Source organism: Amorphus suaedae (assembly GCF_053629675.1).
On the sequence record NZ_JBRJIT010000002.1, the window covers coordinates 841,923 to 860,131 of the forward strand.

16 protein-coding genes are annotated in these 18,209 nt (G+C 68.8%); 3 read left to right on the plus strand and 13 right to left on the minus strand.

From position 1 onward, the window contains the following. Positions 1-2: 2 nt before the first annotated feature. Positions 3-1,379: a CmpA/NrtA family ABC transporter substrate-binding protein gene (locus AB7M35_RS17645; protein WP_453961704.1), complete on the minus strand. Its 1,377-nt coding sequence runs from the start codon at positions 1,377-1,379 to the stop codon at positions 3-5. Between the two features lie 198 nt (positions 1,380-1,577). Here AB7M35_RS17645 and AB7M35_RS17650 point away from each other — a divergent pair, with 198 nt between their 5' ends. Further along, positions 1,578-3,464, plus strand: a complete 1,887-nt coding sequence (locus AB7M35_RS17650; protein ID WP_453962562.1) for a sigma 54-interacting transcriptional regulator — start codon at positions 1,578-1,580, stop codon at positions 3,462-3,464. A gap of 30 nt (positions 3,465-3,494) precedes the next feature. Here AB7M35_RS17650 and AB7M35_RS17655 read toward each other — a convergent pair whose 3' ends face one another. The 8 genes from AB7M35_RS17655 to AB7M35_RS17690 all read right to left on the minus strand — a co-directional run bounded on the left by AB7M35_RS17655 (position 3,495) and on the right by AB7M35_RS17690 (position 11,122). Then, the gene (locus AB7M35_RS17655; protein ID WP_453961706.1) at positions 3,495-4,682 is read right to left on the minus strand and encodes an NAD(P)/FAD-dependent oxidoreductase; all 1,188 of its coding nucleotides are present in this window, start codon (positions 4,680-4,682) and stop codon (positions 3,495-3,497) included. Positions 4,683-4,689: 7 nt separating this feature from the next. Next, positions 4,690-5,298 carry a DsbA family protein gene (locus AB7M35_RS17660; protein WP_453961708.1) on the minus strand — a complete coding sequence of 203 codons (609 nt, stop codon included), beginning with the start codon at positions 5,296-5,298 and terminating at the stop codon, positions 4,690-4,692. 10 nt (positions 5,299-5,308) lie between these two features. Continuing rightward, positions 5,309-6,187 carry a sulfurtransferase gene (locus tag AB7M35_RS17665; protein ID WP_453961710.1) on the minus strand — a complete coding sequence of 293 codons (879 nt, stop codon included), beginning with the start codon at positions 6,185-6,187 and terminating at the stop codon, positions 5,309-5,311. 181 nt (positions 6,188-6,368) lie between these two features. Further along, positions 6,369-7,508 carry an acyl-CoA dehydrogenase family protein gene (locus AB7M35_RS17670; protein ID WP_453961712.1) on the minus strand — a complete coding sequence of 380 codons (1,140 nt, stop codon included), beginning with the start codon at positions 7,506-7,508 and terminating at the stop codon, positions 6,369-6,371. Between the two features lie 68 nt (positions 7,509-7,576). Continuing rightward, positions 7,577-8,113: an OsmC family protein gene (locus tag AB7M35_RS17675; protein ID WP_453961713.1), complete on the minus strand. Its 537-nt coding sequence runs from the start codon at positions 8,111-8,113 to the stop codon at positions 7,577-7,579. Between the two features lie 38 nt (positions 8,114-8,151). Beyond that, complete coding sequence (locus tag AB7M35_RS17680; protein ID WP_453962563.1) at positions 8,152-8,988, minus strand: ABC transporter permease; 837 nt, start codon at positions 8,986-8,988, stop codon at positions 8,152-8,154. Positions 8,989-8,990: 2 nt separating this feature from the next. After that, positions 8,991-10,247: an ABC transporter substrate-binding protein gene (locus AB7M35_RS17685; RefSeq protein ID WP_453961716.1), complete on the minus strand. Its 1,257-nt coding sequence runs from the start codon at positions 10,245-10,247 to the stop codon at positions 8,991-8,993. Between the two features lie 32 nt (positions 10,248-10,279). Beyond that, positions 10,280-11,122, minus strand: coding sequence for an ABC transporter ATP-binding protein (locus AB7M35_RS17690; protein WP_453961717.1), 843 nt, complete (start codon positions 11,120-11,122; stop codon positions 10,280-10,282). Positions 11,123-11,599: 477 nt separating this feature from the next. Here AB7M35_RS17690 and AB7M35_RS17695 point away from each other — a divergent pair, with 477 nt between their 5' ends. Continuing rightward, positions 11,600-12,214 (plus strand): TetR/AcrR family transcriptional regulator, encoded by a 615-nt coding sequence (locus AB7M35_RS17695; RefSeq protein ID WP_453961719.1) that lies wholly within the window; start codon positions 11,600-11,602, stop codon positions 12,212-12,214. 434 nt (positions 12,215-12,648) lie between these two features. Then, the gene (locus tag AB7M35_RS17700) at positions 12,649-13,074 is read left to right on the plus strand and encodes a response regulator (RefSeq protein ID WP_453961721.1); all 426 of its coding nucleotides are present in this window, start codon (positions 12,649-12,651) and stop codon (positions 13,072-13,074) included. A 135-nt stretch (positions 13,075-13,209) separates the two neighbouring features. Here AB7M35_RS17700 and AB7M35_RS17705 read toward each other — a convergent pair whose 3' ends face one another. From AB7M35_RS17705 to AB7M35_RS17720, 4 genes are all read right to left on the minus strand, one after another. Then, on the minus strand, positions 13,210-15,537 hold the full coding sequence (locus AB7M35_RS17705; RefSeq protein ID WP_453961723.1) for a DUF3604 domain-containing protein: 2,328 nt from the start codon (positions 15,535-15,537) through the stop codon (positions 13,210-13,212). A 67-nt stretch (positions 15,538-15,604) separates the two neighbouring features. Beyond that, positions 15,605-16,876, minus strand: a complete 1,272-nt coding sequence (locus tag AB7M35_RS17710) for a TRAP transporter large permease (protein WP_453961725.1) — start codon at positions 16,874-16,876, stop codon at positions 15,605-15,607. A 39-nt stretch (positions 16,877-16,915) separates the two neighbouring features. Further along, positions 16,916-17,416, minus strand: a complete 501-nt coding sequence (locus tag AB7M35_RS17715; RefSeq protein WP_453961726.1) for a TRAP transporter small permease — start codon at positions 17,414-17,416, stop codon at positions 16,916-16,918. A 49-nt stretch (positions 17,417-17,465) separates the two neighbouring features. After that, positions 17,466-18,086: an MSMEG_1061 family FMN-dependent PPOX-type flavoprotein gene (locus AB7M35_RS17720; protein ID WP_453961728.1), complete on the minus strand. Its 621-nt coding sequence runs from the start codon at positions 18,084-18,086 to the stop codon at positions 17,466-17,468. Between the last annotated feature and the right edge of the window lie 123 nt (positions 18,087-18,209).

Here is an 18,209-nt window from a genome sequence, read left to right on the forward strand (position 1 = left end):
CGTCAGGTCCGCTTGATGGCGAAGGACTGGATGTAGCCCTCCGGATCGCTCGGATCGAACGGCTTGCCCATCACCGAGAACGTCTCGGTGTTCGACGCCGGCGGCGTCATGCCGACTTCCTTCATCAGCTTCGCCGCGTCGGTCGCCAGATAGACCTTCTGGGCGATCGCCGGGTAGTCGATGTCGCCGGACACCTGACCCCAGCGCTTCATCTGGCTCATGATCCAGATGGCGAAGGACTCGTAGGGGAACGGCTGGAAGTCGATTCGCTCGGGATCCTTCTTCACGTTGCCGAGGCCGTCGGCGTAGGTGCCGGTCAGCACCTGCTCCACCACCGTGACCGGCTGGTTGAGGTAGTTGGCCGGCGCGATCGCCGCGGCGATCTCCTTGCGGTTGGCCTGGTTGCTGGCATAGGCGGTCGCGTCGATGATCGCCTTCAGGAGCGCCGCGTAGGTGTTCGGCATCTCGGTGACGAACTTCTCCGACGCGGCGAAGGCGCAGCACGGGTGGCCGTCCCAGATCTCCTTTGACAGAAGGTGGATGAAGCCGACGCCGTCATAGACCGCGCGCTGGTTCACCGGATCGGGCGCCAGGAAGCCGTCGAGGTTGTCGGCGCGCAGGTTGGCGACCATCTCCGGCGGCGGCACGACGCGGATCTGCACGTCGGTGTCGGGGTCGATGCCGTGCTCGGCCAGGTAGTAGCGCAGCAGGTAGGCGTGCATGGAGTATTCGAACGGGACGGCGAACTTGAAGCCCTTCCAGTCCTTCGGGTCGCGCCGGTCCTTGTGCTTCATGGCCAGCGTGATCGCCTGGCCGTTGATGTTCTCCACCGCCGGCATCGTGTAGGGGATCGGGTTGGAGCCGACGCCCATGGTGATGGCGATCGGCATCGGCGACAGCATGTGGGCGGCGTCGTATTCGCCGTTCAGCGTCTTGTCGCGCACCACCGCCCAGCCGGCGGTCTTCACCACGTCCACGTCGAGGCCGTACTTCTCGTAGAAGCCCATCGGCTTGGCCATGATGATCGGTGTCGCGCAGGTGATCGGGATGAAGCCGACCGAGAGCTTCGACTTCTCCAGCGGCCCCGACGCGGCGAGCGCCTCGGTGATCTGACCGATCGGGAGGAACTGGGAGAGGGCGGCGGCGGCGGTGGAAGCGCCGACGGTGCGCAGGAAGGCGCGGCGCGAGTGCTCCTGCGGGAACAGTGCGTGCATCAGACCGCCCTCGACGGCCCGGCGCAGGCGCCGCTCCTCGTCGGCCGCGACCTCGCTCGCCTCGGCCCTGAGGTCGGCGTCGTGCGCGCTCTGGCTGGTGTGTTTGCCGCAGGAGCACGCGGCGGACCGCGTGCGAGGATCAAACGGGTTGTCGAACGTGCTCATTCAGGTCCCTCCGCTCAGCGTTCGTGCTGCAACTGCGAAGGACATTGCACCCGCTGTGCCAGTTGCGCTGCGATTGCGAAAAGGCCCGGAAACCGGTGTTTTCCGGCGTAATGTCCGCGTGAATTTGCTACGAAGTTTCGTGGATAACGAATTTTCGTAGGAACTCTCTACGAAGTTTCGTAGGCTGCGCCGATGACCATGCGCGACGACGTCCGTTTCGAGTTTGCACCGGCCGAATGGTGGCAGCGGGCCTCGCTGCCGATGCTGGTGATCGACCCCTCCACCGATGCGACGGTGTGGGCGAACGGCCAGGCCGCGCGCTTCTTCGGCCTTGACCTGGGCGCGCTCCTCGATCAGCGGTTCAGCCGGCTGCATCCGGGCCAGCTGCCGGCGCTGATCGTGTTTTCCGAGGCGGTGATGACGCTCGGGAGCTACTGGACGCGCGAGCTCACGCCCCAGCACGCCGCCGACCAGAAGCTGCGGGTGGAGTACCGCGGCGACCGGATCGACGCGGAGGGCGGCAAGCGGCTGCTGCTCCTGACGGTCATCGACCTGGTCGAGCAGGAGCGCCACACCACCGACGCCGAGGCGAACCGCTTCTGGACCAGTGGCATCGCCGAGTGGCAGCGGGTGGAGCGGCTGTTCCGCGACATCGAGCGCGAGAACCAGCTCATCCTCAAGGCGGCCGGCGAGGGGATCTACGGCGTTAACGCCGACGGGGTCACGACGTTCGTCAATCCGGCCGCCGAGGCGATGCTGGGCTGGACGTCGGAGGAGCTGGTCGGGCGCGACATGCATGCCCTCGTCCATCACCACCACGCCGACGGCCGCCCCTATCTCAACAAGGACTGCCCGATCTACGCGGCGTTCCGCGACGGCGCGGTGCACACGGTCGGCGACGAGGTGTTCTGGCGCAAGGACGGGCGGCCGATCCCGATCGAGTACACCTCGACGCCGATCCGCGACCGCGGCGTCGTCATCGGCGCGGTGATCGTGTTCCGCGACGTGACCACCCGCAAGGAGGCCGAGGAGAAGCTGCGCAAGGCGCTGGTCGAGGTGGAGCGGCTGCGCGAGCGGCTGGAGCGCGAGAACGCCTACCTGCAGGAAGAGATCAAGATCGGCGTCAACGACCGCGGCATCATCGGCCGCAGCCAGGCGGTGGAGACGCTGCGCCGCCAGATCGAGCTGGTCGCCGACACCGACGCGACGGTCCTGGTGGTGGGCGAGTCGGGCACCGGCAAGGAGCTGATCGCCCGCGCCATCCACGATGCCGGCGCGCGCAGCGGTCGCCCGCTGATCCGCGTCAACTGCGCCGCGATCCCGCGCGACCTGTTCGAGAGCGAGTTCTTCGGCCATGTGCGCGGGGCCTTCACCGGCGCGCTGCGCGACCGGGTCGGCCGCTTCGAACTCGCCGACGGCGGCACGCTGTTCCTCGACGAGGTGGGCGAGATCCCGCTGGAGCTGCAGGGCAAGCTGCTGCGGGTCCTGCAGGAAAGCCAGTTCGAGCGGGTCGGCGAGGAGCGCACGCGCAACGTCGACGTCCGCATCATCGCCGCCACCAACCGCGACCTGCGCGCCGAGATCGCCGCCGGCCGCTTCCGCGAGGACCTCTATTTCCGGCTGAACGTGTTCCCGATCCAGTCGGCGCCGCTGCGCGAGCGAAAGGAGGACATCCCGCTGCTGGTCAACCACTTCCTCACCGATCCTGGCCGCAAGGGGCGGGCGAAGGAGGTCCGGGTCAGCAAGGCCGACATCGAGCGCCTGCAGACCTACGACTGGCCCGGCAACGTGCGCGAGCTGCAGAACATCCTGGAGCGCGCGGTGATCCTGGCCCGCGGCGACCGGCTGTCCATCGATCTTCCGGTCCACCGGAACGCCGAGGCGCAGCCGGTATCGGCGCCGCGCCTCATCCGCACCGAGGAGGACCGCCGCCGCGCCGAGCGCGACGACATCTCGGCGGCGCTGCGGATCGCCAAGGGCCGGGTGTTCGGGGCCGGCGGCGCGGCGGAGATCCTCGGCGTCAAGCCGACGACGCTCGCCTCCCGCCTGAAGAAGCTCGGGATCTCGCTGGACGCCTTCAAGTAGGTCGCGCATCGCGGCCGTTCCCCGCGCCGATCAGGAGGCCGCGGCCAGAGGCAGGCCGTCGCCGGCGGCGAGCGCGCGGCGGGCCAGCATGTGGGCGCGCGGCTGGTTCACCGCGTCGACGCAGACGGGGCTGCCGTGCCGCAGGTAGGTGACCGCGAAGCCCGCGTACGTCGGCGCGCCGTCGATGACCACGTCGGTGTAGCCGGCCGACAGCCCGACGATCTGCAGTTTCACGTGATACTGGTCCGACCAGAACCACGGCAGCGGATCGTAGGCGACCGGCTGGCCGAGCATCGCCTGCGCGGCGGCCTTGCCCTGGTCGATGGCGTTCTGGACGCTCTCCAGCCGGATCAGCCGGCCGTAGCGCTCCGACGGAAACGCCGCGCAGTCGCCGGCCGCGAAGACGTCCGGCGCCGACGTGCGGCAGGCCGTGTCCACCAGGATCCCGTTGTCGACGGCGAGGCCCGCCGCCTCAGCCAGTTCGGTGACCGGTTCGGCACCGACCGCGATCAGCACCGCGTCGCAGGCAATCCGCGAGCCGTCGCCGAGCTCCACCGCCTCGACCCGGTCGGTGCCGGCGATGCGGGTCGGCATCGTCGGGGCGCGGATGTCGACGCCGTGGTCGCGGTGGAGGGCCTCGAAGAAGGTCGAGATCTCCCGGCAGACCACCCGCCGCAGGATGCGCTCGGCGCACTCCAGGACGGTGATCTCGTAGCCAGCCACGCGCAGCGCGGCGGCCACCTCCAGCCCGATGTAGCCGGCGCCGATAATGGAGATGCGCATGCCGGGCGACAGGTTCGACGCGATCCACTCCACGTCGGCGAGTTCGCGCAGGGTGAACACGCCGGGAAGGTCGATGCCGGGGAGCGGGATGCGCTTGGCGCGAGTGCCGGTGGCGAGCAACAGCCGGTCGTAGGCAAGCGTCTCGCCGTCCGCGAGCGCGATCCGGTGGCCGGCCGGATCGAGGGCGGCGACGGTCTGGCCGAAGCGCGTTTCGATCCGCTGCTCCTCGAAGAACCGGTCGGGCTTCAGCATCAGCCGGTCGCGGCTCATCTCGCCCTTCAGGAAGGCCTTCGACAGCGGCGGGCGCTGGTAGGGCGCGTGCGGCTCGGCGCCGACCAGCACGAGGTCGCCGTCGTAGCCGGAGGTGCGCAGGGTCTCGACGGCCTTGAGGCCGCACTGGCCGGCACCGACCACGACGATGGGGGCGTCTGTCATCGGAGTCCTATCCGTTGGCGGTTTGATGGAGGCGCCAGGCAAGGGCTTCGAGCCGGTCCTGGCCGAAGAAGATCTCGTCGCCGACGAGGTAGCTGGGCGACCCGAACACGCCGGCCTCGATGGCCTCCCGGGTGCAGGCCGCGAAGGCGTCGGCGATGTCGGGTTCGGCGGCGCGCGCCAGAAGGGCGTCCGCGTCCAGATCCAGGCCGGCCGCGATGTCGCGAAGCGTCGCCGGATCGGAGATGTCGCGCTCCTCGGCGTAGATGGCCCGGAGAATGGCGAAGGAGAGCGGGTGAGGCGCGGGCCCCATCGCCTCCGCCGCCAGGATCAGGCGGGCTGCCGGCTCGGACGGGACCGGCCAGTGCCGGGGCCGGGGATTGATCGGCAGTCCGGCGCGCTCGGCCTCGCGGGCAAGGTCGTGGAGCCGGTAGGCTAGGCGCGCGGGATGCTGGGCCGCGGGCGGCGTTGTGCCGCCCGCCTTGAACACCTTCGCAATGTCCATCGGCCGGAAGCGGACGACCGCCCCGGCCCGGTCCGCGATCTCCATGAGCCGGGGCTCGCCGAGGTAGGCGAACCCCGAAATGGGCGCATAGAAATAGCGGATCTCGAGGGTCATGCCGCCGGCTTCACTCGGCCGCCGCGGTGAGCGCCGGCTCGAAGGGCAGGCCCTCCTCGATCGGCAGGGCCGGATCGCGCGACCACTCGTTCCACGAGCCGAAGTAGATCGACACGTCGGTGATGCCGGCTTCGGCGAGCGCCACGAAGGTGTTGGAGGCCCGCGCGCCCTTGAAGCAGTAGACGATCACCTTGTCGCCCGGCTTGATGCCGACGGTGGCGAACTCGGCCTTCAGCTCGTCCGGCGACTTGAACACCTGGCCGGCCGGCGAGGGTTTCATCACCCGGTACCACTCGATCCACACGGCGCCCGGAAGCCGGCCCTTGCGGGGGCAGAAGTCCTTGCCGTAGGGCGACGAGCTCTCGCCGATCCACTCGTCGACGTCTCGCACGTCGAGCAGCACCACGCCGGGATCGCCGAGGGCGGCCTTCACGTCGTTGACGTCGGCGATCAGCGAGAAGGACGCCTCGTCGACGGGGAAGGCGGCCGGGGCGACGGAGGGCACCTCGGTCGTCATCGGCAGGCCGGCGGCCTCCCAGGCGGAGACGCCGCCGTGCAGGATCGCGGCCTCCGGGTAGCCCAGATATTTCAGCAGGAAGTAGCCGCGGCACGACTGGCCGAAGCCGGAGGCCATGGACTGTTCGCACAGCACGGCGGTTTCCTTGCCGGACAGCCCGGCGCCGCCGAAGGCCGCCGCGAACTTGTCGGTCAGCTCCTTCATGCCTTCCGGCGTGGAGGTGGCGAGGTAGGTGAAGATGTCATGCAGGTTGACGGCACCGGGGATGTGCCCGGCGGCATAGGCGTCAGGGCTGCGCGTGTCGATCACGACGACCCCGCCGGCGGCCTGCATGGCCTGGAGTTCTTCTGGAGAAACAAGCGTCTTGGACATGGTCGGTTTCCTTGCAAGAGCGTTTCTGGCTTCGTCCACTCGCAGGCGTTCGGTCCCTGTCGTCCGGCCCTTTCCTTGGGCGAAGGGCCTGGACATCCGCCGCTCCCGTGGCGCGGGCCGGCGGATGGCAAAAACGCACAGGCAACAGGGCGTCGGCCGGAGCCGGCGCCGCAAAGCGGGGTCAGGCCGCGCCGAGGTCGGCGAGCATCTTGCGGAGCTGCTTGGTGGCGGGCGTGACGATGGCGCAGAAGTAGGCCTCGCGCAGGCGCCGCTGGGCCGCCCCGTCGGCGACGTAGCCGCGGGCGCCGCAATGGAGCATCGCGTTGTGGGCGGCGGCCACCGCGAGGTCGCCGGCTTGGAGCCGCGCGCGGATGACGGAGATCAGGTAGTCCTTGCCCGTGTCGTACGGCGTCGCGCAGAGCTCGGCGATCGCCGCTTCCATGGCCGCGAGCTTCTCCAGGAAGTCCTCCGGCTGGTCGGGCAGGTAGGCGTTCACGTGGCCGAGCGGCGCGCGCACCTGGAGCATCAGGTCGGCGCACGAGCGGATCATGCCCGTGGTCATGCCCGACTGGAGCAGGATGAACCCGGCGCGGATCCTCGGCAGGTAGTCGTCGATGGGGTCGGCGAGCACCCGGGCGTCAGGGATGAAGGCCTTGCGGAACTGCACGCCGAAGGTGCGGGTGCCCTCCAGCGCGACGAAGTGGTCGTTCTGGACGATCTTCACGCCCTCGTCGGCGCAGCCGGCCACCGCCATCACGCGCTTGTCGCCCTCGCCCGGCACGGCGAACACGATGCCGAGGAAATGGTCGGGGCCGAGGTTGGAGACCCAGGGAAGGGCGCCGGTGACCAGGTAGCCGCCGTCGACGCGCTCGGCCCTGAGCTTCAGCTTCTCGATCCCGTAGAAGCTCTTCATCGGGTTCGACAGGCCGGTGCCGCCGAGGATCGCGCCGGACGCGACGCCCTCGCCGAGCTCGGCCTTCAGCGCCGCGTTGCCGGAGTTGTAGATGTACCAGCCGAGCGCGTCCTGGCACCACATGCAGAACGAGGTGGAGAGGCACTGCTCGCCGGCGATCGCCATCGCCTCGATGGAGGACAGGAGGTCCGGCTCGGGGCCGTCGAGGCCGGGAAGGTGGCTGCGGTAGGCGCCGGCCGCCCCGAGCGCCCGCATCACGCCTTCCGGATAGAGCCCGTCCCGGTCGATCGCCTGGACGAGGGGCGACAGCTCGGTGCGGGCGATGTCGCGCACCGATGCCGGGACGCCGGCGTCGTCCGTCATGACCGGCGTTTCCAGGATGGCCGTCGAAACCTGCTGTAGGGACATGGGTGAGCCTCCGGCTTGTCGGAACGGGCGCCGCGCCGGACGATCCGGCGCGGCGGTCCTCATCGGGATCAGGCGGACGTCGCCACCATGTTCACCGGCCGCTTGAAGGTGTTGAACACCGGCGACCAGTTGCAGACGTGCTCGATCAGCGCGTCGATCTCGTCCTGCGGGCAATCGGCGTCCATGTGGACGGTGATGCGCACGTCGGTGAAGCCGACCGGCTTCTCGGTGACGTCGCCCGTGCCCCACACGGCGGTGATGTTGAGGTCGCCCTCCAGCTCGACTTCCAGCGAGTTGATGGTGATGCCGCGATGGATGGCGTTGGCGTGCAGGCCGACGGCGACGCACGAGCCGAGCGCGGCGAGCGAGGCCTCCGACGGGTTCGGCGCGGTGTCGTCGCCCAGCAGGCCCGGCGGCTCGTCGACGATGTAGGGCTCCAGGTCGCGGATGTAGTTGGCGTGACGGAAGCGGCCCTCGGCCACCGTCTTGCACTTCAGCGTCTTGACGGCCTTGGGGTCGGCCTTGCCCTTGGCGATGAGGTCCTCCAGCCCGGTCTTGTCGATCGGGGCGAGGCAGCCGGTGAGGGCGGTTGCGGGCTGTGACATGGTCGTCTCCTTTTCTGGGTTGGTTGGCCGGGGTCGTCTCAGCGCGCCCGCACCCAGTTCAGCCGGCGGATGGCGAGCTGAAGCAGGCTGTCGAGCGTGAATCCGATGATCCCGATGACGATGACGGTGGCGGCGAGACGGTCGTATTCGAGCGTGTCGCGGGCGTCGTTGATGGCGTAGCCGAGGCCGGAGGTGACGCCGAGATATTCGGCCGGCACCAGCACGATCCAGGCGACGCCGAGGGCGAGGCGGATGCCGGTCAGGATGTCCTGGGAGATGGCCGGCAGGATGATGGTGAACAGCATGTGCCAGGGCCGCGCGCCGAGGTTGCGGGCGACCTTGAACCAGGCCGGGTCGATCCGCTTCAGGCCGGCGGCCGTGGAGAACAGGATCGGCCAGACGGCGGCGACGGAGATCAGGAACACGATGGCGCCGTCCCAGGTGGCGTAGGCCATGATGGCGATCGGCATCCACGACAGCGGGCTGATCATGCGCAGGAACTGGAACGGCACGTTGGTGAGCTTGCGCACGGGTTCGAACCAGCCCACCGCCAGCCCCATCGGCACGCCCAGGCAGATTGCCCAGGCGAGCCCGCCGCCGACCCGGTAGAGGCTCGGGACGCTCATGTCCCGGACCTCGCCGTCGCCGATCATCTGCACCAGCCGGGCGAAGGCCGGGCCGGGGGCGAAGTCGGCGAAGGCGAACAGCCGCGGATCGTTGCGCACGAGCCAGGCGCCCACCCACCACAGCGCGAGCAGCAGCACGATGCCGGCAAGCGCGTAGGCGATGCCTTCGCCGGCCTTCGCCAACCGCTCGGCCGATGCGGGCTCGCGCATCGACAGGGGAACGGCATTCTCCGCCATGTCGCCTGAGATCGTCACAGCTGAAGGACCTCCTCGCGGACGAACGGGTCGGCCTTGTTCACTGACGGGTCGTTCAGCCATTCCGGATGGGCGTTCAGGGCGGCCTTCACGTAGTCGTAGTTGACCAGGTCGTTGGACACGAACTCGGGGTCGAGATTGGCCAGGAAGGTGGTGTCGCCGCCGACCAGCGTGTCGTTCATGGCGTCGACGATCAGCTTGGTCGCCGACGGATAGGGATAGCCGTTGAAGTCGATGCGGTTGATGTCCCAGTCGGCGTGCTTGATCGCGCCGCTGTCGATGTAGGCGGGATCCTCGGCGTAGTGGGTCATCGCCCGCTCGACGATCGGCGCCGGCATCGGCAGGTAGCCCTCGCCGTCCTTCGACATCAGCAGCGCCGCCTCGGCGCGGTTCTGGGAGGCGTAGATCTGGGCGCGCACCAGCGCGTTCATCACCTTCTGGGTCCACTCCGGCTTTTCCGTCGTGGCCGCCTCGTGCATGCAGATCACGCAGCACGGGTGGTTCTTCCAGATGTCGCCGGTGAAGCGCAGCACCCGGCCGCCGGCCTTCATCTCGCCCATGGCGTTGAACGGCTCGGCGACGATGTAGGCGTCGATCTTGCGCGACGCGAGGGCGGCCGGCATCTCCGGCGGCGGCAGGATCTGCAGGTTGCACTCGTTGTCGGCGAGCGGATCGGTGGCCGAGCGGATGACCGGCGTCACCCCGGACTGCTTCAGCGCGTACTGGAGCACGATGTTGTGCATCGAGTACCAGAACGGCACCGCCACCTGCTTGCCGCCGAGCTGGGAGAAGTCCTGGATGCCGGTGTGGCCGCCGACCACCAGCGCCGAGCCGTTGGTGTGGGCCCAGGCCATCAGCTTGACCGGGAAGTTGTTGTTGTAGCGCATCCACACCGGGATGGGCTTCAGGAGGTGGACGACGTTGAACTTGTTGGCGGCGAAGCCTTCCACCAGCGGCGACCAGCCACGGATGAGCGTCGGGCGCTCCGCCTTCAGGCCCTCGTCCTCGAAGTAGCCCATGCCGTGGGCGACCAGCAGCGCGGTGGCGTCGGTGATCGGCAGGTAGCCGATCCGCACCACGTCGTCGTCCTGGGCGAAGGCCGGCCGGCTCATCCCGGCGGTGAGCGAGCCCATCAGGGCGGCGAGGCCGCCGGCGGCCAGCATGTCCAGCGTCTGGCGCCGGGTGACGCCGCCGCTGACGTGGTCGTGGTGGCAGCCGCAGGCCCGGTGCGTGTCGTCCTCGTGGTCGCCCATAAATGTCCCCTCTCGTTGCATGTGATCGCCGGTCAGACCCGGGCTCGGTTGCCGTGCGCCGCGTGGTCGGGGCGCAGGATGTCCGGGTCGCCGCCGAGGCGTTCCACGTCGGCCATGGCGAGCCCGGCGGCGTCCTCGTAGGCGCGCACCAGCTCGGCCCGCGCGCTGGCGAACTCGGCGGTGTTGGGAAGGCGTTCGCCCGGGATCGGGATGGCGATCTCGGCGGAGATCTCGCCGGGGTGCGCGGTCAGCACCAGCGCCCGGTCGGCCATCATCACCGCCTCCTGGATGTCGTGGGACACCAGGATCAGCGTGATGCCCATTTCCGAGGCGATGCGGCGGATGTCGCGCTGCAGCGAGTGGCGGGTGAAGGCATCCAGCGCCGACAGCGGCTCGTCGAGCAGGAGCACGTGCGGATTGGGGGCCAGCGAGCGGGCCAGCGCCACGCGCTGCTGCTGGCCGCCGGACAGGTCCTGGACGTTGCGCTTGGCGAGCCCGCCGAGCTCGACCAGCTCCAGCATCTCCGGCACGCGGGTGGGGATTTCGCTGGAGCGGCCGGAGAAGCGCAGGCCGAGCGAGACGTTCTGCTCCACCGTCATCCACGGATAGAGGCTCGGCGCCTGGAACATCATCACCCAGTCGGGCGACGGAGCGGCCACGGTCTTCCCGTCGATGAGCACGCGGCCCTGGCCCGGGGCGATCAGGCCGCAAAGGATCTGCAGGAGGGTGGACTTGCCGCAGCCCGACCGGCCGACCAGCACCAGCGCCTCGCCCGGCTCCACCTCGAAGGCGATGTCGCGGATGGCGAGCGGCCCGCCCCGCTTGTAGGCGTGGCTGACGTGGTCGACCTGGATGTGTGCGCCGCGCAGCGACATGCCGCTCACTCCCCGAATGCAGCCCGCCGTGTGGCCTGGCTGGTGTTAGAAACAAACCGGTCTGTTTCCAAAAGGGCAATATCAAAAATTGTGCCACTCTGCCCAAGAAGCGGCCTGCGCGTTGATTCAAAAACGGAATTTCTGGTTTATCCCGTCGCTGCGTGGTTCGGCGGAGGTCCTCCGATGTGCACAAAGAATGCGCGTTCGCCCAATCGCGCGCCTCTTGATGCGCTGTCAGGGCGGCTGGCGTGCCGCCCTGACAGCGGGCACGCCCCGCCCGGATTGCCGAATCTGCGCCGGGGGCGTATGAGGAAACAGATCGTTCCGTAGCGGGTGGACGTCGAGCGGCCGCGTGTCCGGTGCCTCGCGCGTCCCCCTTAGCGGTCCTTCGAGCGAAGGTCGCCTGCCGGTGCGGCGGGCTGGATCAGGGGAATTGCGTCGTGAAGTGCCACCATCTGCCGGGGCGGCGAGGCCGGAATGTCTGAGGCGGGCGGCTTCGAGCCGCGCTTCGGCACCACCCCCAGGGACAAGCTCCTGGAGGCCGCCTCCGTCCTGTTCTGCCGCGACGGCATCACCGCCACCGGCGTCGACCGCATCGTCGAGGCGGCGGGCACGGCGAAAACCACCCTCTACAAGTGCTTCGGCTCCAAGGAAAAGCTGGTCGAGGCGGTGCTGGAGATCGAGGGCGAGGCGTGGCGCGGCTGGTTCGTCGCCGAGGTGAACCGCGCCCGCGGCGGGCCCCGGCGCAAGCTGGAGCGCATCTTCAAGGTGCTGGAGACCTGGTTCGCCGCGCCGCGCTTCTACGGCTGCCCGTTCATCAACGCCGTCGGCGAGGGCGCCAAGACCGACGACCGGATGCGCGAGATGGCGCTCGCCCACAAGACCGTCGTCCTCGACGAGATCCGGCGGCTGGCCCGCGAGGCGGGGGCCGCCGACCCGGAGGGCCTGACCCACCAGGCGGCCATGCTCATCGACGGGGCCATCGTCACGGCGATGATCACCAAGGATCCGACGGTGGCGCGGGTGGCGGGCAAGGCGTTCGCGACGCTGCTCGCCGAATCGCTGTCGGATGCGGCTTCGGCGGCCGCCTGAGGCCCTGGATCGGCCGCCATCGGCCCCGTATCCGGCGGTGGCGGGCATCCGGTCAAGAGGGCCTGACGCCGTCGCGTCATGATTGACAATTCGTTAGCTTTCTGCGTTCTGATCCGGTTGAAATTTAACGAATATTTGCCAAACTCCCATTACGATTTTTATATTGGAACCATCTTGGTTCTGACGCGTTGCCGCTGCAGTGCCGCTGTTGCTGCTTGGCGTAAAACAATTGAGTGGCAACGAATTTTTGAGGTAGGTGACTCTGGAGCCAGCGCTGGCCGGTCGGCGAGTTTTGCCGAGCGGTAGGGCGGTTCCCCGACAGATCGCAATCGATCCGGACGGGACCATATGCTCACGGCGTTGAAGATGGGCTTTGATCGGCCGTCGATACTTGTCGGCGACGGCGGGGTTCCAGGCTTCCGGTGGAGGTTTGTATGCGGGTTCTGATTGTCGAGGACGAATGGCTTGTCGCCGAGGATCTCGAGTACGAGATCTCCGAGGCGGGCTATGAGGTCACTGGTATTGCCCGGACGATGGCCGAGGCACTTTCAGAGGCAAATGCTTCCCGACCCGACATCGCCGTCATGGACGTGCGCCTCGCCGGCGGCGACTGCGGCGTGGACGTCGCCCGCAAGCTCAAGACGGAGTTCGACGTCCGCTGCATCTTCGCCAGCGGCACCCTTTCCGACAAGATCGAGACGATCCGCGAGTTCGATCCCGAGCCGCTCGGCCTGCTCACCAAGCCGGTCCAGCGCAACGACCTCCTGAAGGCGCTCAGCAAGGCGGAAATGTCTCTCGGCAACGACAATGCCGAGCCGATGGTGCCCATGCGCGCCACCGCCGAGCCGCAGGTCGACTGATCCCGCTCCGGCGTCCCGTCGCCGCGACCCGTCACATCAGGCCATAGGCCAAGAACGGGGTGGGTTCCTGCCATCCCGTCCACAAACTCTCGCTGCCCGGTGCGCACCGGGCGCGACCGGCCTAAGCCCACCCCCTCACCGATAGACGTAGATCGGGCTCGTCCAGGCACGGGTGCCGTCTTCCTGCGTCACCCGCACGTAGATCGGGTTGTCGCCGGCGGGCTCCAGCGCGATCGTGCGCGAGGTCGCGAAGCTCCGGTGCGGGTTCGTCTGCGGCAGCCGGAACGCCGTGACGAACCGCGGCAGGTCCCCCGACGCATCGAAGACCGTGTCCTCCAGGCCGATGTCGGCGACCGGAAGCTCGAAGGAGACGAGCGGCGTCTGGACCTTCAGCACGCCGGCCGAGGCATTCTCCAGCACCACGTCGAACCCGCCGAAGTTGCCCGTCGTGAGCGCCTTCCAGGACAGGCCGTCGGTGCCGTCGCGGTCGAGCGTCTTGTCGCGGTTGAGGAAATTCACCGGGCGCGCCGAGACGATGGCGTTGCCGTCGAAGCGGGCGTTCCCGTCCCAGATGACCTCGCGGAAGCGGCCGCGATACTCCGCGCCCTCCCAAAGCACCCGGATCCGCGGGCCGAGATCGGCCTTATCGTAGGGCCGCACCGTCTCCACCAGCGTGCGGCCGTTGAAGATGTCGATCCGCTCGATCGGCGAGTTGGACGAGACGGCGACGTCGAGCTCGAACGCGCCTTCCGGCAGATGAACGATGTCGCCCATCAGCGCGTCGGTGGCCGGGCGTCCCTCGGAGGCAGTGAACAGCTTCGGATCGTCGTGGTAGAGCGTGCCGCCCGCCGGGAATCGCCCCTTCAGATCGACGATGATGCGCCCGCCGGACCCGCCCGTCGTGCCGTAGTGGTGACGCTTGCGCAGCGCGTCCAGAAGTGCGGGCCGCGACAGCTCCTCCATCAGGTAGCAGGAGAGCCCGCCGATGGCGCCGAACTTGCCCGCACCCGGATAGCTCGCCCCCGGGCGGCCCTTGTGGCCGTCGGAGTTGGTGACGACGCCGACCCGGTAGCCGAGGTCGAGCGCGTCGTGCAGCAGCCATTCGAACGTGCCCCAGGAGGAATGCACCTCCACGGAGCGCTCGAACCGCCCGTCGTGGGCATAGCCGATGTCGGCGTAGCGGCCGCCACAGTGGGCGAAGCACACCACGTCGCTCTCGCCCTCGCGGGCGAACGCCTCGAACAGGTCGTTGGCCGTCAGACAGTCGGTGTCGGCGGTCGAGCGGTCCTCGATCAGCGCATGGGACGAGCGGCGGATGGTCCGGCCTTCGGTCGGGAAATAGACGTTGCGGTCGCCGCCCAGCGAGGTGTTGCCCGACCACTCGTAGCCGGGCAGGGCGACGAACCGGCCGGGCTCGTCGAAGCGCTCGGTGATGCGGTTGAGCTCGGCCCAGAAGGCGTCGGAGATCTGGAAGTCGTTGCCCTGGTGGCCGCAGGCGTCGACGAAGGCGCGGTCGCGGGCGAATGCGAAATAGGCCTCGGCGCTGCCGGTGCCGATGGTTTCCTCCGACTGGCCGTGCAGGTCGGCCCAGAAGTGGACGAGCGGCGTGTCCTCGACGATCAGCGGGTTGGTCTCGGCGACGACCGCGCCGGCGGCGTCGCGCAGCACGACGGAGACCTCGGCCGGGGCCGCAACCGACAGGCCGTCGATCTCGGTGGCGAAGGCGCCCGGGGTCAGCTCGACGGTAGCCGGAAGTCCCTCGATCGGCCCGGTGGCCTCGATCGACAGGGTGGTCGCGCACTGGTCGGACGGGTTGCCCCAGCGGTCCTCGCCCTTCACCTTCAGCGCGAACGTTTCGCCGGGCCGCCGCCGCGTCGGCAGCACCGCCACGTAGCGCTCCGGCTTGCCGGGCACGATGGCGATCATCGGCTGTTCCGGCAGCGGCTGGAAGTTGAAGGTCGCGATCGGGTCGGCCAGCACCCGGAACTCGAACGTGTCCTCGCAGAAGGTCTGCAGGCGCATGCCCGGGCCGCCGTGGTCGGTGACGCCGAAGCGGACGGTGATGGTCTCGCCCTCCTTCAGGTAGCCGCGCACGACCTTGATCCACAGGGTGCGATCCCAGGGGCGCACGTTGGCCTTGGGGTCCCAGCGGACCTGCAGGACGGCGCCGTTGGAGGCCTCCACCGTGCAGTAGTTGGCGCCGGCCGGATCGTCGAACTGGGGCGTGCTCTGGTCGGAGGCGAAGCGGAAGCAGATGCGCAGGCTGCCGGAATCGTCGATCCCGAAGATGCCGGCCGTGTAGGTGAGCGTGAACGAGGCGTGCGAGCCGGCTTCGAAGCGCCCGGTCGGCGAGATCTCGGCGCGGCCGAGCTGGCTGGTCGGGATGGCGTGGCGGATGACGCCGCTGTCCATGTCTTCCCAGGGACGGGCGGCCTGCGGCCCGGATGCGCAGCGGTCGGTCATACGGTCAATCCTCGGAGTTTCACGCGGTAAAGGGGTGGCGCGCGCGGCGCGGGCCGCGCGGCGTCGGTCAGCCGATCAGGCGCACCAGGAAGGTGGAGATCGGCGGCACGAAGGTGATCAGCAGCAGGTCGATCACCAGCACCAGGATGTACGGCCAGATCGCCACGACGATCCGCTCGATGGACACCTTGGTGATGGCGGAGGCGATGAACAGGTCGACGCCCAGCGGCGGGGTGACGGTGCCGATCGACAGGTTCACCGCCACGATGATCCCGAACAGGACGGGGTCGACGCCGAAGCTCATGGCCGCCGGGTAGAGGATCGAGGTGAAGATGACGATCGCCGCCGCCGCGTTCATCAGGCAGCCGACGAACAGCAGGAACAGGTTCACGAACAGCAGGTAGACGAACTGGCTGCCGGCGGTGTCGGCCAGCATCGCCGAGATCGACTGGGGAATCTGGTTGATGGTGATCAACCAGGCGAACACGCCGGCGGCGTTCATGATGAACATCACCACCGCCGACGAGATCACCGCGCGCCCGAAGGCGCGGTAGAGGCCGGAAAGCGTCAGCTCCCCGAACATCAGGCCGACGATGAGCCCGTAGGCGACGGCGACGACGGCCGCCTCGGTGGGGGTGAACACGCCGCCGTAGATGCCCGACAGAATGATCACCGGCATCAGCAGCGGCCGGAAGGCGGCCTTGAAGGTGCGGCCGATCTCGCCGATGCCCTTGAAGGGCTCCGTGTCGATGGCCTCGCGGCGGGCCAGCACGTAGTTGAGCAGCAGCAGGCTGATGCAGATCAGGATGCCCGGCCCGATGCCGGCGATGAACAGGTCGGCGATGGAGACGCCGGTGACGACGCCGTAGAGGATCAGCAGGATCGACGGCGGGATGATCATGCCGGTGACGCCGGCCGCCGCGATGGTCGCCGCGGTGTAGGAGGGCCGGTAGCCCTTCTCCGCCATCGGCTCGTTCATGACGCCGCCGATCGCCGCCACCGTGGCGGCGTTGGAGCCCGACAGCGCCGCGAAGAAGCTGGAGGAGAGCACGGCGACGGCGCCGAGCCCGCCGCGGAAATGGCCCACCAGCGCGCCGGCGAACTCCACCAGCCGCCGCGACATCCCCCCGGTCGACATGATCTCGCCCGCCAGGATGAAGAACGGGATCGCAAGCAACGGGAACGAGTTGTTGGTCGACACCATCCGCTGGACGACGATCTCCAGGCTGATGCCGCTCAGCCACAGCCCGACCAGGCTGGCGAGCCCGAGCGCCACGGCGATGGACGTGCGGATGGCCATCAGTCCCAAAAGCACGAGAAACACGGCGGCGGTGGTCATAGGCGGGGTGTCCTTGCGAAGCGGCGGGCCGGGCTGACGTCAGTTGCCGATGGTGCTCAGCTCGTCGGCCGGCGCGGTGCGCTGCCAGACGAGGACCTCGAGCGAATAGACCAGCAGGAAGACGGCGCTGACGGGCACGGCGGCGTAGACCCACGCCATGGAGACCTCCAGCGCCGGCGAGATCTGCGGCCCGACGCGCATGGTCAGCTCGGTGCCCTTGACGATCAGCACGACGAAGAAGAACGCGCTGGCGAGCGTCGCCAGCATCACGAGGCCCCGCTTCACCAGCGCCGGCGTGTACTCGACCAGCACGCCGATGGCGGCGTGGGCGTTTCTGCGCAGCGCCACCGCCGACCCCAGGAAGATCAGCCAGATGAACAGGTAGCGGATCAGCTCGTCGGGGAAGGCGAGCGAGCTGTCGAGCAGGAAGCGGAACACCACGGTGGCGATGCCCAGCACGACCATCACGGCGAACATGGCGATGCACACCGCCATCAGGACGGTCTCGCTGACGTCGAGACACTTGCGGACCATCGTCATCGCTCACCTCGGCTGGGAAGGGTGGGGGCCGAGGCCCCCCGTTCGCTGCTCATGTCTTGCCGGTTCCCTCGTCGCCCGCGGTCGCCTCGGCCGGCGTGTTGGCGCGGATCTGGTCGGTCACGACCTCGATCAGCGACGGGAAGGAGGCGCGGTCCGGATAGGTCTCGGCGCGCCAGATGCCCGAGCGTTTCAGCGACTTGGAGCAGTGGAAGTAGACCTCGCGCACGGTGATGCGCACGACGGCGGAGGCCGGGCGGCCGCGGTCGGCGAACGAGGCGCAGAGCTCGGCGTCGTGGACGATCTCGGCGGTGCCGTTCACCCGCAGCGTCTCCTCGAAGCCGGGGACGAAGAAGATCGTGCCCACGCCGGGCGAGGCCAGGATGTTGGTCAGCGTGTCGAGCCGGTTGTTGCCCGGCAGGTCGGGGATCAGCAGCGTCTCGTCGTCGGCCACCCGCACGAAGCCCGGCTCGCCGCCGCGCGGCGACACGTCGACGTGGGTGCCGCCGTCGGTCGAGGCCAGCACGATGAACGGCGACAGGGCGATCCAGCGGCGGCAGTAGTCGTCGAGGCGCGGAATGCACTTCTGGCGCACGAACTCGCGCGGCTCTTCGTAGACCTCGCGGAGCTCCGCGGGCGTGGCGATGGTCGTGCGGGGCGGCTGTGTCGTCATGAGACCCGTGTCCTTGTCAGAGATTCGTCGATCTCCGCCACAATCGGTCTGGATGCGTCGTCGGGAAAGCGGGTTCTGGTCCGATCGGGGTGCGGCAAGGGTGTCATCGTCGATCGGGAAGAC

Coding starts and splice junctions, on each gene's coding strand:
- AB7M35_RS17645 (WP_453961704.1), bottom strand. CDS start 1,379: ATGAGCACGTTCGACAACCCGTTTGATCCTCGCACGCGGTCCGCCGCG.
- AB7M35_RS17650 (WP_453962562.1), top strand. CDS start 1,578: ATGCGCGACGACGTCCGTTTCGAGTTTGCACCGGCCGAATGGTGGCAG.
- AB7M35_RS17655 (WP_453961706.1), bottom strand. CDS start 4,682: ATGACAGACGCCCCCATCGTCGTGGTCGGTGCCGGCCAGTGCGGCCTC.
- AB7M35_RS17660 (WP_453961708.1), bottom strand. CDS start 5,298: ATGACCCTCGAGATCCGCTATTTCTATGCGCCCATTTCGGGGTTCGCC.
- AB7M35_RS17665 (WP_453961710.1), bottom strand. CDS start 6,187: ATGTCCAAGACGCTTGTTTCTCCAGAAGAACTCCAGGCCATGCAGGCC.
- AB7M35_RS17670 (WP_453961712.1), bottom strand. CDS start 7,508: ATGTCCCTACAGCAGGTTTCGACGGCCATCCTGGAAACGCCGGTCATG.
- AB7M35_RS17675 (WP_453961713.1), bottom strand. CDS start 8,113: ATGTCACAGCCCGCAACCGCCCTCACCGGCTGCCTCGCCCCGATCGAC.
- AB7M35_RS17685 (WP_453961716.1), bottom strand. CDS start 10,247: ATGGGCGACCACGAGGACGACACGCACCGGGCCTGCGGCTGCCACCAC.
- AB7M35_RS17690 (WP_453961717.1), bottom strand. CDS start 11,122: ATGTCGCTGCGCGGCGCACACATCCAGGTCGACCACGTCAGCCACGCC.
- AB7M35_RS17695 (WP_453961719.1), top strand. CDS start 11,600: ATGTCTGAGGCGGGCGGCTTCGAGCCGCGCTTCGGCACCACCCCCAGG.
- AB7M35_RS17700 (WP_453961721.1), top strand. CDS start 12,649: ATGCGGGTTCTGATTGTCGAGGACGAATGGCTTGTCGCCGAGGATCTC.
- AB7M35_RS17705 (WP_453961723.1), bottom strand. CDS start 15,537: ATGACCGACCGCTGCGCATCCGGGCCGCAGGCCGCCCGTCCCTGGGAA.
- AB7M35_RS17710 (WP_453961725.1), bottom strand. CDS start 16,876: ATGACCACCGCCGCCGTGTTTCTCGTGCTTTTGGGACTGATGGCCATC.
- AB7M35_RS17715 (WP_453961726.1), bottom strand. CDS start 17,416: ATGACGATGGTCCGCAAGTGTCTCGACGTCAGCGAGACCGTCCTGATG.
- AB7M35_RS17720 (WP_453961728.1), bottom strand. CDS start 18,086: ATGACGACACAGCCGCCCCGCACGACCATCGCCACGCCCGCGGAGCTC.